Raw genomic sequence first — 16356 nt, forward strand, 5'->3', positions numbered from 1 at the left:
AAGTGTGCACAAGTGTGGTTTAATTTAGATGTACAGAAATAGAATTTAAGGAGATGCGTATATATTATGGCAAAAATTAATGGCTCAGATGCTATGCTAAAAGTTCTATATGATTGGGGAATTGATCATATTTATGGTTTCCCAGGTGGTTCATTCGACTCAAGTATGAACGCTATTTATGATTTCAGAGATAAGATGAAATTCATTGAAGTTCGTCACGAAGAAGCAGGTTCTTTGGCAGCTTCAGCTGAATATAAATTAACTGGTAAGTTAGGTGTATGTTTTGGCTCAGCTGGACCTGGTGCTGCGCACTTATTCAACGGTTTATACGATGCTAAGTATGACAAGACTCCAATGGTAGCAATTGTTGCTAACGTACCAACTAGTCGTCAAGATATTGATTTCTTCCAAGCCTTTGACGAAGACAAATGGTTCTTAGATGCTAGCGTATGGTGCGCTTCAGCTAAGACTGCTGATTTAATTCCAGTTCTGACTGATGAAGCAATTCGTCAAGCTTACGCAAGAAAAGGTCCTGCAGTTTTAATAATTCCTAAGGACTATGGCTGGCAAAAGATTGAAGACAACTTCCGTGTAAACAAGGATGCTAAGCCAGAAGCTAACTACCCAGCTCCAACTAAGACTTCGGTTGACGAAGCTATTAAGTTGATCAATGAAGCTAAGAATCCTGTAGTTTACTTTGGTAACGGTGCTAAGGATGCTAGCGAAGAATTAAAGGAATTTTCTGACAAATACAAGATGCCACTTCTTTCATCTTACTTAGGTAAGGGTGTTGTAGAAGACGCATTCCCAGCATACATGGGTACTATTGGCCGTATTGGGCCAAAGCCAGCTAACGAAGTTCAAAGCTATGCTGACTTAGTTGTTTGGGTTGGTAACAACTCACCATTCTCATTGTTATGGTTCAACAAAGACACTAAGGTAATCCAAATTGATGTTGATGAAGCTAAGTTTGGTAAACGTCACTCAGTTGATGTTTCAATGCTTGCTGATTCTAAGAAGAGTTTACGTGCATTAATTGATGCTGGCGAAGAAAAGGCAGAAACTCCACTTTACAAGGCAGCTTTAGCTGACCGTGAAAATTGGGATGCATGGCATGAAAGCTTCAAGGATTCTGATGAAATGCCAGTTCGTCCAGAACCAATCTTTGATGTAATTAACAAAGAAGCTGACGATGACGCAATCTTTGCTATTGATGTTGGTAACGTTAATGTAGATCATACTCGTTTGCTTAAGATGCATGATGATCAAAAATGGACTACTTCAGGTCTTCACGCAACTATGGGTTATGGTGCACCAGCTGCTCTTACTGCAGCAACTGTATATCCAGACCGTGAAGTTTGGAACTTAGCTGGTGATGGTGGCTTTGCTATGATGAGTCAAGAATTATTGACTATGGCTCGTTACAACATGCACATCTTGAATGTGGTATTTACTAATGAAACTTTAGGATACATTCAAGCAGAACAAGAAGATGAATCTCACCAACCATTATCTGGTGTTATCATTCCAGATAACAACTGGGCAAAAGTTGCCGAAGGTATGAATGTCAAGGGTGTTGTAGTACGTACCAAGAAAGAATTCGAAGACGCAGTCAAGGAATTCAAGAAGATGGATGGTCCAATGCTTATTGATATTAAGTACACTCATGAAATGCCATACTCAACTGAATTAAATACTTTAAGTGATCCAGCCTTTGTTGAGAAGTATCAAGCAGAAGCTTTGAAGCCATTCAGTTACTTCGCAGAAAAATATGGTGTTGAAGCAGATGCCGCAAGTGGCGCTTCTGAGCACGAAGAAGAAAGTGCAGAAGAAGTAGTTGAAACTGATACTTCATCTGGAGCATCAAGACATTAATTTAAGCATAATATAGAAGAATAGATACGCCTGTAAAAGAAATGTTTCTAAGTTTTAAGAAACATTTCTTTTTTTAACTAAAAGTAAGCAAAACTGTGCGAAAAGTTGGCATAATCAAAATAATGAGAGTTGTTGACAATCAAATTATAATAGCTTAAAATTTTGTTAATTTACTTTTAATGATATCGCTATAGAGAGTGGTAAAGCATATGCTTTTCAATGTGTTATGGAGTAGGTAGTGACTCTGAAAGAAAATTAGAAAAGGAAGTCCAATCCTTAGAAGATATTATTCTTTAATTAAATTATTATGTAGGTGATTTTATGCGTGCTGTTCTAAAAGAGCTTAATGGCAAATACAAGTTTGAGTATTTTCTTTTTTTAGGAATGAATATTATTAATACGTGTATTGAAACATCTAATGTTTTTTTGGAAGGTATGCTAATAAATTCACTAGTATATAAGGCTGATAGGACATCATTCATACGCAATATAGTAGTGATAATAGCTTTAAACGTCATAAGATTGTTTTTGTCTTTTTTTATAAATAAAATTCAAATTCTAAAGTTTAGAAAAATAAACATAGAAGTAAACGATACGATAATAAAGAAGCTTTATTCAAAAGATACGTTAGAAGTCTTAAAACTAGATCCTATTCAAACTGCAGATAGAATTACGGAAGACACTAATGAAATCTTAAATTTCCTGTTTCAAACAGTAAATCAGATAACTTCAATTGTTATTTCCTCGATTATAATTTTTATTTATATTATTAAAGCCAAATCTCACTTTTTCTTGCTGGTAATGATTTTGCTACCAGCCTATATTATTTTGTACCTCTTTTTAAAACCTAAAATATTCAAAATAAACTTAGAATTAAGACGGATTTACAATGAATATTTTTCTGGGTTTGCTGAATGGCTGAATAGATATGTTGAAATTAAAGGCAATAAACGCGAAGAGATGGAATCTAAAAGGTGGAAAAAGACCAAAGCATCTCTTTTAAATATTACAAGAAGAAACTTTTTTCTTAATTTGGGAATGTCTACCGGCGAGATCGTCTTACAATTGATTTTTCAGTTAATATTGTTTATTAATGGCGGATTGGCCGTAATATCGGGAAGCATGACAATAGGAGCTTTTTCAGTTCTTTTCCAATATTTTAATCAATTATTAGGACAAGTAGATGAGATCTTTTCTATTTTATTTAACTTTGAATCTTTCCGGGTTGCATACATGCGAATTGATCAATTGATGTCTATCCGGAATGAAGTAGACGGAGAAATAGTCATTCCTAAGATTGAAAATATCCAAGTTCATAATTTCAATATTAGTCTAGATGCACGAAAGACGTTATTTTCCAAAAAACTTACATGTAGTTTTAATAATTCTGGTCTTTACGTTGTTAGAGGCAGAAATGGAATAGGAAAGTCTACTTTTTTAAGGACGATAATTGGACTGTATACGCCAGCAAAAAAAGGAACAATTTTAATAAACAATATAGATATTGACTTAATAAACAAGAAAAAACTTAGAGAAGATAATATAAGCTGCTTATTCCAAGACACGATTCTTCCCAATTGTCTTGTAAGAGAATATTTAGATATGTATGTAAATGAGAGTAACGAAGATCATATTTCTGAAGATCAATATTTCCAAAAAGTATTTAGCTCTTCGCAATTTAACATAAAAAAAGTGTTAGATAAGAAAATGACTGAGCTTTCAACAGGCGAAATACAATTAGTAAAACTTTACTCTGCTATTTTGAAAAAGAAGGCGCACTGCTTTTTATTAGATGAGCCATTAGCTAATATTTATCCTGAATTGCAATCAGATTTATTAAGCTTATTGAAAAAAATAGCGCAAACTAATCTAGTTATAATCATTAGTCATGATCTTGGAATTGAGGAAAAAGCTAAAAATATAAGGATAAGATAACTATGAAAAATTTTCTACACCTTTTGCTGGTGGGCTTTATGAAATAAAACGGATTGCTATAATTACCAAACTAATTTATGTAGCATATGGATCACTTTTTTAACTAAAAGTAAGCAAAACTGTGCGAAAAGTTGGCAAAAAAAGTATACTAGTAATTGAATGAATAAAACTAATTAAATGGAGGCACTATTTATGCAACAATTTGGGGTTATTGGCCTTTCAGTCATGGGTAAAAACCTTGCATTAAATGTTAAAAATCACGGCTTCTCTGTATCTGGATTTTCAATTGATAAGCCAGAAGTTGATGCTTTAGCTAAGTATGAAGATAAGGATTTAAAGCCTACTTATACTTGGGAAGAATTCGTTAACTCTTTGGAAAAGCCACGTAAGATTTTGATTCAAATTATGGCAGGTAAGCCAGTTGATGAAACTTTACAAAAATTACTTCCACTACTTGATAAGGGCGATATTTTAATTGATGGTGGTAACTCAAACTTCCACGATACCAACCGTCGCGCTCATGAAATGGCTAAGCATGGAATTCACTTCTTTGGTATGGGTGTCTCTGGTGGTGAAGAAGGGGCACTTAATGGTCCAGCTTTGATGCCAGGTGGAGATGAAAAAGCTTATGAAGAAGTAGCACCAATTTTAGAAGCAATTGCAGCAAAAACACCTACTGGTCAGCCATGTGTTGGTTACATTGGGTCAGAAGGTAGTGGTCACTACGTAAAAATGGTTCATAACGGTATTGAATATGGAATTATGCAAATTATCGCCGAAGTATATGACGTTTTGCGTACTGCGGGCAACTATTCAAACAACGAAATGAGTGAAATTTTTGCTAACTGGGACAAGGGTGCTCTTCAAGCTTATTTAATTGAAATCACTTCAAAAGTTCTTAAGCAAAAAGATGACCTAACTGATGACAATATTATTGATCATATCTTAAATGAGGCTTCTTACAAGGGAACTGGTAACTGGATGTTAGAAGATGCAATTAAGTTGGGTGCGCCAATTACTGTTATTGCTGAAGCAGTGCTAGCTCGTTTTATGTCAAAAGCTACCTTTAGAGATGGTACTGCTCCTAAGATGGATCAAGCTAGAGCTCCTAAAGATTTAGTAGATAAATTAGGCAAAGCATTGTACTTAGCCATGGCTGTATCATATGCTCAAGGATTTGAACAAATGACTATGGCAGCTAATGCTTATAACTGGAAATTGCACTTTTCAACTATTGCTCAAAACTGGGAAGCCGGCTGTATTATTCGCTCACAAATGCTTCACGACATTAAGTTTGCTTATAATTCAGATCCTGATTTGAAGAACTTATTTAAGGCACCATTCTTTGCTAAGGTTATGAATAGCAACCTTGATGCATTAAAAGAAGTTGTACAAATTGCTGCTGAAGCTGGCGTACCAACTCCAACTTTAAGTGCTGCGCTTAATTACTTAGAATCAATTTTCAACCCACGTTTACCACAGAACATTATTCAAGGACAACGTGATTACTTTGGTGCTCACACTTACCAAAGAAATGATCGTCCAGGTACATTCCATACTGAATGGTATGAAGAAAAATAAATTTGTTACACGTGAAACTTTAAAGCCACTACGAAAGTAGTGGCTTTTTGCGGTAAAATAATATTTATATCAATCAGAAAGCGGGAAAGTATGAAATACGAGGAAAAAAGCAATCTCAAATTAATGCTGCAAGCATTATGCGTGGGATTAATTGCTGGAGTTGTAGTGGGATTTTTTAGATATGGAATTGGTAAAACCGAAGCTTTTTGGCTCGATTTATTTAAAAAGTCGCACCAAAATCCATTATGGTTTATTGTAATCGTAGCAGGACTGGCATTAACTGGCATAATTGCAGGATATTTTGTTAAACAATATCCGCACGTTGGTGGGTCTGGTATTCCGGAAGTTAAATTACAAATGCAAGGAAAGTTAACTTTGCAATGGTGGCCGATTTTGTGGCGAAAGTTAATCGGCGGCATTATGGTTATTGGAACAGGATTATTTTTAGGACCAGAAGGACCATCGCTTCAATTAGGTTCCACAATTGGTCAAGGAGTCGGCCAAGGCTTTAAGCAAACTAAAACAAATTCACGAGTTTTGCTAGCAACAGGTGCTGCCAGTGGTTTATCAGCTGCTTTTGGTGCCCCTTTAAGTGGTGCGTTGTTTGTTTTAGAGGAAATTTTTCATAATTTTTCGCCACGTGTGTGGATGAATGCCTTGGTGGGTGCGATTGCCTCGAACTTTGTTGTATCTAACTTATTTGGTCAAAAACCAGCTTTAGCTTTAGCTTACAATCATTCTTTCCCAATGCCACTTTATTGGCATTTAGTGTTATTAGGACTTATTTTGGGACTTTTAGGACACTTATATAAATTGGGCTTGTTTAATTTTAAAAAGTTTTATGCAAAAATCACTTTTATTCCGCGCTGGCTACACGGATTGATTCCACTAGTGATCTTAATACCGATTATGTATTATTTGCCGCTAATTACTGGACCAGGTAATCATTTGATTTTGTCTTTACCTAAGTCAATTGCTTATAGCAGTTGGAATTTAGTAGAGATGCTGGCGATTTTTTATGTAATTAGAATTGCATTTTCAATTGTTTCTTATGATTCGGGTCTGCCGAGCGGCATCTTTTTACCAATTTTAACAATGGGTGCTTTAATTGGTGCAACTTACGGTCTATTTATGGTACAGCTGGGATTATTGCCACAAAAATTAGTTATTAATTTAATTATTTTTGCCATGGCTGGTTATTTTGCAGCAATTATTCGAGCACCATTTACAGCGATTATTTTAATTACTGAAATGGTCGGATCGCTGTTACATTTAATGCCGTTAGCTGTTGTAGCATTTATTGCTTTGTTAGTTGACCAATTACTTGGCGGCCGTCCAATTTATGATAGCTTAGCGGCTGCTATGGAGCCAAAATCTAGTGAAAAGGGATTGTGTGGAGAAGAAGATCAAATTTCAATCCCAGTCTATGAAAGCAGTAAATTAGTCGATGAAAAAATTGAAGATGTTAAATGGCCGGATGATACCTTAATTAAAGTTATTCATCGCGGCAGTCAAGATATTATTCCGCATGGAGATACCGTGATTGTAGCTGGCGATTTATTAGTGCTAGCTGTTGATCAAAATCGACGCGGACAAGTCTATGATGCAATTAAAAAATTGCAAGGTGTCGAATTAGATGGATAGCTTAAATATACAAAATAGCCCTCTAGCTCAAATTTAAGCTAGAGGGCTTATTTTTTTACAATTAAAGTATAGTTGCACCTAGACAAGATTTAAAATGATTTAAGGCCCATTTATGTCCATTTTCATCAAAACTTGCAACACCATCTTGGTGAATTACTAAATTATAGCAGCGATTATATGCATCCATTGCCGTATGAAGGACGCAGATATCGGTGCAGACACCAGTCAGATGCAGAGTATCGATTTTTCTTTCTCTTAAAATAAGATCTAAGTTAGTACCTGCAAAAGCAGAATAGCGCGTTTTATCCATGAATATGACATGATCATTCGTCTTATTTTTGTCATACCACGGTTGCAGCTTGCCATATAATTGCCGACCCCAAGTGTTTGGCAAATTATGCGGTGGAAATAACTTAGTTTCGGGATGATATTTATTTCCTGGGAAATGTAGGTCAGTGGGAATAATTACCCATTTATTTTGCTTTAAAAATGAATCTGCTAAATTGACAATTTCATTTTCAATTTCTTGAGCAGGTTTGCCACAAGTTAAGCTGCCTTTGTCTGAAACAAAATCATTAGTGTAATCGATGATTAAGAGTGCTTCTTGAGTCATAGTATTCTCCTTTATAAATATAATTATGGCTATTATGAGCCACAAAAGAAAAAGCCTCAAGTGAGACTTTAAAATTAGTTATTCTTTTTTGAATTTGGGTGAAGTTTCTGGTGCCCAAATTAAGCAGATAATGAAACTTGCGAGTAATACAATGCTGCAGACCAACATGGCTAAACTTGCACCACCGCTATTAGTTAAAATTGGTAGTAAGAATGTTCCTGCAGCGGCACCAATTCGACTGATTGTGATACAAGTGCCGACACCAGTTCCGCGAACTTTAATATCAAATAATTCAGTAGGATAAGGATAATCGAGTACTAGTCCTGAAGAAAGGATGATGGCAAATAAACAAAAGATTATCAGCTGTAAATTAGTTGGAATATTTTTAACTAAGGCTAAAATTCCAATTAAGACACCGGATAATAAAAAGTTTGAAACCAGAACGGCTCGGCGGCTGATTTTGTTAAAAATAAAAATTCCAAATAAAACTCCGACAAACATTCCGCCATTGTAAATAATTCCTGAAACCTTTTGATCAGTGACATGCATTCCTTGCAAAAGAATCGGCAAGAAAATGCTAATGCCGAAAAAGGCAAAGGCCTGACAGGCATAAAATAGGCCACCAATTAAGATGCGTCGTAGATATTTTTTAGAAAAGAGAATTTTCCAAGTAACTTCTTTGACTGGTTTAGCTTTTTTTAGGCGCTTGGGAATTCCCCATCTGCGTCCCATATGTTTTTTAATAACTTGGTTTGCTTTCTTAACTTTACCCCGACTAGCTAGCCAGCTTGGAGAAGCAGGCAATGGAAAAATCGATCTAAAAATTGCAGCTATAAATGCAGGAATAGCGCTGGTAGCTAAAATAATTTGCCAAGTATAACTGCCAAAACCATTTACAAATGTACCAGTGATATATGATGCAATGAAGCCAATTGTCCAGTAAATAAGCAAATGACTTTGGCGTTTGCTGTCTTCACCAGCAGGAAGCCACTCTGTAAGTAGAGCATTTCCAACAGTATAATCAACCGCAATCATCAGCCCAATAATTACTCTAATAATAAAGATCAGAGCAAAGTTTGCGGTTAATAACTGCAAAAGCGAAAAGATGCCCAAGATATACATATTGATCATCAGTAATTTGCGACGACCGATTTTGTCCGAAATTCTGCCAATGATGATACTTCCAGCAAGTCCAATTAATGAACCGGCGCCAATTAATCCCGTCCAAAGATCACTAATTGTTAAATACCTAGCTGCGTTAGATAAGGCAGTTCCGGATATTCCTAAGGCAAAACCACAGGCAATCTGGCCTAATACTACTGCTACAAAAACACGCATGTGAATTGGCATCAGTGGCGCTTTTTTGTAGTTCTTCTTTGGTTTTACTTTGTTTAAATTGTTTGCTTGATCACTCATAAAAAGAGACATGTTGAAAAATAGTCTCTGTAAAAATACCTCCTTAAATTTACTTTTCAAAATATAGTAACTATATTCCACCTTAACAAATTATGAAAAATCATGCAAAGTGGACATCTATTCAATAGTCTTATTAGCTTCAGATCTTTCAACTACTTACTTGATGACTGCGTCGACAAAATTAATACTTTCTCAATGAAACACATAAAAATAAAAAGCTATTATTAGTAACAGCTTTTTAGAATAAATATTCAATTAATTTTAATTATCTAATTAATCTTCTTTTTCAATCTTTCCTGCGGCAATTGGCAAGGTAGTGTGAGTATCATAATCCATTACACAGCCCTTAACAGTGTCTGGTAATTCAAGACTTTCAGGGACGCCGTGGACATAAACTACGCGTTTATCTAATTGAAGATCAGTGCTGCCGAAAGCTTTTTTGAAGTTTTCTTGTAATTCGGTCAAAGGCACATCAACTTCATATTCGTAATAACCATTGCTGTCAGCGACAGGGTAAGTATTGTTAGGAATATTCATTTTTGCTGGATCCGCATCAAGTGGCACCATCGTAGTTCCTGATACTGGTTCGGTTTCAGGTAAATCGACAAAGCCGTCGTGGTTGACATCTTGAGCCATAGTTGCAGCCTGAGCGACTTTACCATCAGGAAAGCCGTGGAAATGTTCCCAGTGTTCGATATTCTTTGGTGTATCAAACATTTCTACTTTAATGTGAAGTTGATCGCCATTTTCGGTAAATTCGGCTGTCCCATGGGACTGACAACCAATTTTTTCTGCATTTAGTGGGTTAATGTGAGCAATATATTTTGTCATAATAAAGATCCTTTCTTTTAAGTAACACTTCAGCTCTATCATAAATCAAAAAGCTTGAAAGTTCATTTATCAGTGCTTACAAGTTAATTATAAAAAGATAGGGTATAATAAAATTGATTTATATCAAGAAAGAAGTATGAACAAATGACAAAACATTCGCCACTTGCTTGTTTGAGTAATGCCACTTTATTTAAGGACTTACCAGAATCACTTAGAAAAAAGCTAGTTACCATTTCGACGCATCAAGAATATTTTCCTAAAGGCAGTTTGATTCGCCAACCCTTTGATGGAAAAGACGGGATGCTTGTCATGGATAAGGGAAAGGCTAAAGTTTATAGTCTTAATGAAGATGGTAAAGAGACGATTTTAGGCTTGCTGAATAAGGGCGATTCTGAAGGCCAGGAACATTTATTTTCGACTAGCAGTCCTGAGAGTTTTATTCAGGCAACTACTGATGCTTGGGTGTGTTCGATGACCCGGAATGATTTTCAAAAATTAGTTCGTCAAACGCCAGATCTAGCCTTAAGTCTACTCAATGATTTTGGTCAAAAATTAGTCACTGCGGAGAAAAATACAGTGCGTCGCAATTCAATGGATGCTAAGCAAAGAATTATGGCGTATTTGAATGATTTGTCAAAAAAACAAGGTACAAATAAAGTAAAGCTAGATCTTAAGAAAAAAGACCTAGCTGGTTATTTGGGCATTACGCCAGAAACTTTAAGTCGTAAGTTAAAAGAATTGGCTAAGGAAAATAAAATTCAAGTCGATAAAAAAATTATCACAATTGCAAAGTAAAGGAGCCGGTAATAAAACCCAGAAATTCGGACAAGAATTTCTGGGTTCATATCATTATCTAAGTTTGTCTATTTTTTTCAATTTTTTCCAAGCCTTTTTAGAACCACGGCTTAGGTCTTTATTTAATTTGTACTCTTTCCAATCTTGTACGAATAGTAGATCAAGATTGTAACCTTCTGGATAAAGGTCTTTTGCCTTTCTAACTAGCTTAGCTCCTTTAACTGGTATTGTCTTAAAATTTTTATTAACAAAGATAATGATTTGATTTGCAAGATCCGAGTTTTGATAAAACAAAACGTCTTGTTCGTACTCAGGGACTTTAAGACGATCACCTTTTTTAAAAGAAATTGTAGATTTAATTTTTTTCGAATGATTTTTAAATTTAATTTGACTTTGATTTAAAGGAAATTTACCAGTATTTAAGAAATTATTAGCTTGTGTTAAAACCTCTTGAGGCATACCATTCTTTTCAGCTATCCATAGAGCGCGGCTGGTTCCTATCTGATTTAACAGTAACTTATATGTTGGCTCAAGTGTCTTTAGATCAAAGTCCATAGCTGCAGTGATAAAAGCGGGATGCTTAGTAGAATAGTCTTTTATTGCACTATAGTGAGTGGTTGCTAAGATTAGACTGCCTTTTAATTGTAATGTCTGCAGCAGAGCAATAGCAAGAGCAGCACCTTCGTTTGGATCTGTACCGCTGCCTAATTCATCTAATAAAATTAGACTGTATTTTGTTGCATGCTGGACAATATAAGACATTTGTTTCATTTCAGCAGAGAATGTAGACAGAGAGTTATCTAAGTCCTGATGATCGCCAATTGAAGTATATATAGCAGTCATTATTGGAATTGAGCAAATCCCTGAACTTGGTAAGAATAGTCCAAATTCTGCCATTGCAATGGCCAAACCAACTGTTTTTAGAGTGACAGTCTTTCCACCTGCATTAGGACCTGTGATTATCAAACCACGTTTAGTAGAATCTAAATTAAGTGAAAGAGGAACCGGATTAGATAAAAGAGGATGCCTCATTTCGTTTAATTGGAGTTGATTTTGTTCATTTAACAATGGTCGTTTACCATTAATATTTTGAGAGTATTTTGCTCGGGCTAAGATACAATCTAGGTCAATAATAATATTAAGATTTGCCTCTAGTTGAGATAATTCCTGGTAAATTTTTGCTGATAAATCACCTAAAATTTGAGATTCAATTAAATAAATCTGATTTTCAACAGTTGCTTTTTCTTGGGTAAGATGCACGATTTTAGTGGGTTCTATAAAAACTGTATTTCCATTGTTAGAATGGTCGATAATATTACCACCAAAAGTGTGTTTAAAACTTGCTTTAATCGGGAGAGTATAATGATTATCTTTTTGAATTATCTGATAATCTTGCAGCATAGTTTGATATTTTTTACTTTGCAAATATTTTTGCAATGTATCTTGAATATTTTTGCTTAATTTTTTGCTTCTTTGTCTTAACTTAGCGAGATCTTTGTCTGCATTATCAGAAACTTGTCCACGTTCGATAGCATTATAAATTTCGCCTTCTAGCGTATCTAGGATAGTTAAAGTATCACAATAACTTGCGATAATTGGAGTATTATTTCTTTGCTTGTTAAAAAAGCGCACTAATAGACATGTAACTCTAATGAAGTCTGCTGTTTGTTCTAGTTCTGCTGGATTTAAGATAAATCCTTTTTTGACCTTATTTAAAATTGGAGTAAAGGCGTCTGAACTAATAAAAGGAATGTGTAATCCATGATTTAAAATCCAGACCATTTCTGCAGTCTCATCAAGTAAAGCAGTTGCTTTAATTAATTTAGTTGCAAGTGGTTGAACTAGAATTTTGTCTTTTGCTTCGGGTGAAACGGCATAGTGAGAGACAAGTTTACGTACACGTGAAAATTCGATTTCGTCAGTATTATTCAATTTTGTTTTTTCTCCTTAAGAAAATAGATTTTAAATTTGTTTTTCTCAAGGGAAAGTAAATTAGTCCCTTGAGACTAAAATACAATTAGCATCATATGGCAATATATCCTTTTCTAAATTATTGATTTTAATGATATAACATTTTTACGAAAAAATCATTATAAATTAGGGTAAACAAAGTAGCTTGAAAAATATAAAAATGCTGATAGTCTTCGCTTTAATGAACGATGATATCAGCATTTTGCTTTAATTATTTGTTTTTATAAAATGTCTCTTCTACTGCGTGAGTGATTGCAATCTTATCATGAGCATAAGAAAGTCCACCTTGAATGTATAGACGGTAAGGCGCACGAAGGGGACCATCAGATGATAATTCAATGGTAGAACCTTCAGTAAAGCTACCTGAAGCCATGACAACATCGTCTTCATAACCATCTTGGTGGTATGGAATTGGATCAACGAATGAGTTCATTGGGGAATAGTGCTGAATTGCGGCACAGAATTTAACCATTGGATCTGGTTCGCCAAAGGTTACAGTTTGAACAATATCAGTTCTTGGATCATCCCACTTAGGAGCAACCTTCATACCCATTTCTTCGCATAATGCAGCAGTAAAGATCATCCCTTTGATGGCTTCACCAGTTGTATGAGGTGCCATAAAGAATCCTTGGTAAATATCACGTAAATAGCCCCAAGTAGCACCTTCTCCTTTACCTGCTCCAGGGACGTTAAGGCGTGAGCCTGCGCCTTCGATTAATTCTTTTTTACCAGCTAAGAATGCACCACCTTTAACAATTCCAGCACCAGCATTCTTGAAAAGCGAACCTGCAAGCATGTCAGCACCATAGAATGTTGGCTCTTCAGTTTCAGAAAATTCACCGTAGCAGTTGTCGACAAAGATTTTTACATCAGGACGTACTTCTTTGATGAATTTAAGCATTTTTTTGATTTTTTCCATAGTGAAACTAGCACGTACAGCATATCCCAATGAACGCTGTATAGTTACAACCTTGATTGATTTATCTTGCAAATCTTTTTCAGCTTGTTCGTAATCAACTTCGCCATTTTCTAATAAGTCAGTATGCTTAAAGTTAATACCCCATTCTTTCATATTGCCTGGCTTATCGCCAGCTAAGCCGATAACTTCTTGAATGGTGTCATATGGCATCCCTGTTAAGTAATAGAGCGTGTCGCCAGGACGCAGCATACTGAATAATCCTACAGAGATAGCTTGCGTTGCTGATGAAAATTGTGGACGCACTAAAGCATCGCCAGTTTTAAAGTAGTCGGCATAAATAGCTTCGATTTTATCGCGTCCCATGTCGTCATAGCCATAACCGGTTGAAGGAACTAAATCTTCTTCGCCTACGCGGTGTTTTCTAAATAATTCTAAAACGCGTTGTTGGTTGTACAAAACTTGCTCGTCAATTTCGTTTAAACGACCAGCAATCTTTTTGTCAACTTTAACAACTTTTTCTTTTAAATCTTGTGGTAAATCTTCAGTCCATGAAAATGTCATATCTATCTCCTTATTTTTCTTTTAATACTTCAGCTTGTACGCTAATTTTGCCATTATCTTTTTGATCCCAGTAAACGCCTTGAATTTCTGGTACAAAACCAGGGAAGCGTTCGATTGCGCCAACTAAAACTTCAAAGTATTGGCGATCGATCTTAGACCACTTTTCGCCTGGTGCAACAATAAAGACGCCTGGTGGGTAAGGAAGTGCTCCTTCGGCAGCAATGCGGCCTTCAACGTCGTTTAAATCAACTAATTCACTTTCATTTTTCATGAATAACTGATCTGCAGCAGCTGGCGTCATAACGTAGTCTTGCATATCGTTTTTGGTAAATAATTCCCTTTGTAAAGTAAAAGTTTGATTTTCGCGATAATAATTGTGCATTTCTTGGCATAACTGTCTTAAAGTATAACCTTTATAGCGTTCAGGATAAACCTTGCTCAATTTAGGCAAAACTTTTTCTAGTGGAGCATCTTCGTCATAAAATTTTTCGAATTCTAAAAAGGCGTTAAGCAGTGTATCTAATTCTGCCTTGGTGTCGCCTGGAGTTAGTAAAAATAGCAGCGAGTTTAAGTCGTCTTTAGCGCGAATAATGCGTTTTTCCATTAAAAATTCGGCTACTACTGGGCCAGGGATGCCAGTTTCTTCATATTTGGCGTTTCTGACGTCGATGCCAGGAGTTTTGACAGTGATCTTTAATGGATCAAGCATTGCTTGACCAGCCGCAATTTTGCTAAAGCCGTGCCAAAGATTATCAGGTTCCAAATTCCAGTACTTTTCGCTGCTTGCTAGATCATCTGTACTAATATTTTCAAAATTATCAATTACTAGAGGCTTAAATAGTTTTGACTTTTTAATTAATTCTTTGCGCCATTCAATGCCTAAGCGCAAAATTTTATCCCACCATTTTTTATTACCAGCTCCGTTTGTTAAATAAGAGTTAACGGTTAAAGAAGCATAGAGTGGGTAAGAATAGCTGGAAGTCACAAATTTTAAGTAGGCATGGTTGAAGTGTTTGTGATCAACGTAGCGCTTTTGACCTTTTAAGTGGCTGTCTTTTTTCAAAATTTGTGAAGCTTGTCCCATGCCAGCTTGTTGTTTGTGAAGGGACTGAGTAACTAAAATTCCTGGATCGTCAGGTCCAAATTCTAAGTTAAGAGGCGACAGGTGATTCATAATTGGCACAAACTGTTCAAAGCCGCCCCAAGCACAGTCAAATAAAATGTAGTCGCATAACTTGCCAATTTTATCGATCATCCACTTAGCATCGTAGAAAAGACCATCATAAGTTTCAGATTGAATAATGGCTAATCTGAAAGGCCTCTTGGCTTTAGCTTTTTGAGGATCAACTTTAGCAATTTCTGATCTAATTTTTTCTTCACTAAGAAAGTTAGGATCCATTTCGCCAATTAACCCTAAAGCGTTGCGGTCTGTGGGAATGTAGACAGGTTTTGCGCCACTCATAACTAATGCACTATTATATAAAGATTTGTGGTTATTGCGGTCAAATAAAACTAAATCGCCCTCAGTTAAAAGCGCGCTGGCACAAATTGAGTTAGCACTAGTTGTTCCGTTAGTGCAAAAATATACTTTATCGGCATTGTATGTTTGCGCTGCTTTTTGTTCCGCTGTTAGTGGCGTACCACTATGAGTCATGGTATCGCCGAGTTCAGCAACAGTGTCGCTAGTGTCGGCATACATTAAGTTTTTGCCGAAAAAGCGATTGAAGACTACACCTGCAGGATGTTTTTCATAATAAAGTCCATTGTGGTGGCCTGGAGTAGTAAAGCTAACAGGACGATCTTGGGCAAAGTTAACTAAGTCTGTTAAAAAGCCTGGGACCATTTCATTAGTGTAGTTTTGTGCTTGTTTGATGATTTGTTTTTTCTCGTCTTGTGAGATCGTTTCACGTGAAACTTTAATAATAGGGATGCCAAGGCCAGAAGTTTTTTGAAGATCCTGAGCTATATTTTCAGCTTGCTTATTAGCTACAACAATTGCAGCTAATTCACTTGCCTGTGTATTTTTATTTAATGCAGTAGTTTTCCAATTGGAAAAATCTCCGTTTTGAATGTTGCCATCAACGGCAATTTTTAAATAATTCATTTTTTCACCTTATTTTCCCTATTATTTTCAAAAAAACTTGCAAAAGCTTGATAAATCCTTATAATTTTCTGCGGATGTTTTTTCATCTGAGAAATTATTATAAGGATGTTA

Annotated in this window: 11 protein-coding genes; 5 read left to right on the top strand and 6 right to left on the bottom strand. The window is 35.7% G+C overall.

Annotation, left to right across the window (positions count from 1 at the left end):
• Positions 1-66: 66 nt before the first annotated feature.
• The 4 genes from spxB (at position 67) to BN55_RS07455 (ending at position 7035) form a co-directional block, all read left to right on the top strand.
• Positions 67-1875, top strand: a complete 1809-nt coding sequence (gene spxB / locus BN55_RS07440; protein WP_008471449.1) for a pyruvate oxidase — start codon at positions 67-69, stop codon at positions 1873-1875.
• A 321-nt stretch (positions 1876-2196) separates the two neighbouring features.
• Positions 2197-3810: an ABC transporter ATP-binding protein gene (locus tag BN55_RS07445; protein WP_008471450.1), complete on the top strand. Its 1614-nt coding sequence runs from the start codon at positions 2197-2199 to the stop codon at positions 3808-3810.
• A gap of 192 nt (positions 3811-4002) precedes the next feature.
• The gene (gndA, locus tag BN55_RS07450) at positions 4003-5391 is read left to right on the top strand and encodes an NADP-dependent phosphogluconate dehydrogenase (RefSeq protein WP_008471451.1); all 1389 of its coding nucleotides are present in this window, start codon (positions 4003-4005) and stop codon (positions 5389-5391) included.
• 90 nt (positions 5392-5481) lie between these two features.
• Positions 5482-7035, top strand: a complete 1554-nt coding sequence (locus tag BN55_RS07455; RefSeq protein WP_008471452.1) for a ClC family H(+)/Cl(-) exchange transporter — start codon at positions 5482-5484, stop codon at positions 7033-7035.
• Between the two features lie 61 nt (positions 7036-7096).
• Here the strand turns inward: BN55_RS07455 and BN55_RS07460 are convergent, their stop codons facing one another.
• The 3 genes from BN55_RS07460 to BN55_RS07470 all read right to left on the bottom strand — a co-directional run bounded on the left by BN55_RS07460 (position 7097) and on the right by BN55_RS07470 (position 9895).
• Entirely contained in the window at positions 7097-7648 is a 552-nt protein-coding gene (locus tag BN55_RS07460) for a cysteine hydrolase family protein (RefSeq protein WP_008471454.1), read from the bottom strand.
• A gap of 78 nt (positions 7649-7726) precedes the next feature.
• Entirely contained in the window at positions 7727-9064 is a 1338-nt protein-coding gene (locus tag BN55_RS07465; RefSeq protein ID WP_040469509.1) for an MFS transporter, read from the bottom strand.
• Positions 9065-9337: 273 nt separating this feature from the next.
• On the bottom strand, positions 9338-9895 hold the full coding sequence (locus BN55_RS07470; protein ID WP_008471457.1) for a hypothetical protein: 558 nt from the start codon (positions 9893-9895) through the stop codon (positions 9338-9340).
• A gap of 144 nt (positions 9896-10039) precedes the next feature.
• On the opposite strand from BN55_RS07470, the gene BN55_RS07475 reads away from it, so the two are divergent.
• Entirely contained in the window at positions 10040-10690 is a 651-nt protein-coding gene (locus tag BN55_RS07475) for a Crp/Fnr family transcriptional regulator (RefSeq protein ID WP_008471458.1), read from the top strand.
• A gap of 54 nt (positions 10691-10744) precedes the next feature.
• Here BN55_RS07475 and BN55_RS07480 read toward each other — a convergent pair whose 3' ends face one another.
• The 3 genes from BN55_RS07480 to BN55_RS07490 all read right to left on the bottom strand — a co-directional run bounded on the left by BN55_RS07480 (position 10745) and on the right by BN55_RS07490 (position 16245).
• The gene (locus tag BN55_RS07480) at positions 10745-12622 is read right to left on the bottom strand and encodes an endonuclease MutS2 (protein ID WP_008471459.1); all 1878 of its coding nucleotides are present in this window, start codon (positions 12620-12622) and stop codon (positions 10745-10747) included.
• A gap of 250 nt (positions 12623-12872) precedes the next feature.
• A complete protein-coding gene (locus tag BN55_RS07485; RefSeq protein WP_008471460.1) occupies positions 12873-14141 on the bottom strand; it encodes a methionine gamma-lyase family protein in 1269 nt (422 codons plus the stop codon).
• A gap of 10 nt (positions 14142-14151) precedes the next feature.
• On the bottom strand, positions 14152-16245 hold the full coding sequence (locus BN55_RS07490; protein ID WP_008471461.1) for a putative ornithine decarboxylase: 2094 nt from the start codon (positions 16243-16245) through the stop codon (positions 14152-14154).
• Between the last annotated feature and the right edge of the window lie 111 nt (positions 16246-16356).

The sequence above is a fragment of the Lactobacillus hominis DSM 23910 = CRBIP 24.179 genome (genome assembly GCF_000296835.1).
GTDB lineage: Bacteria > Bacillota > Bacilli > Lactobacillales > Lactobacillaceae > Lactobacillus > Lactobacillus hominis.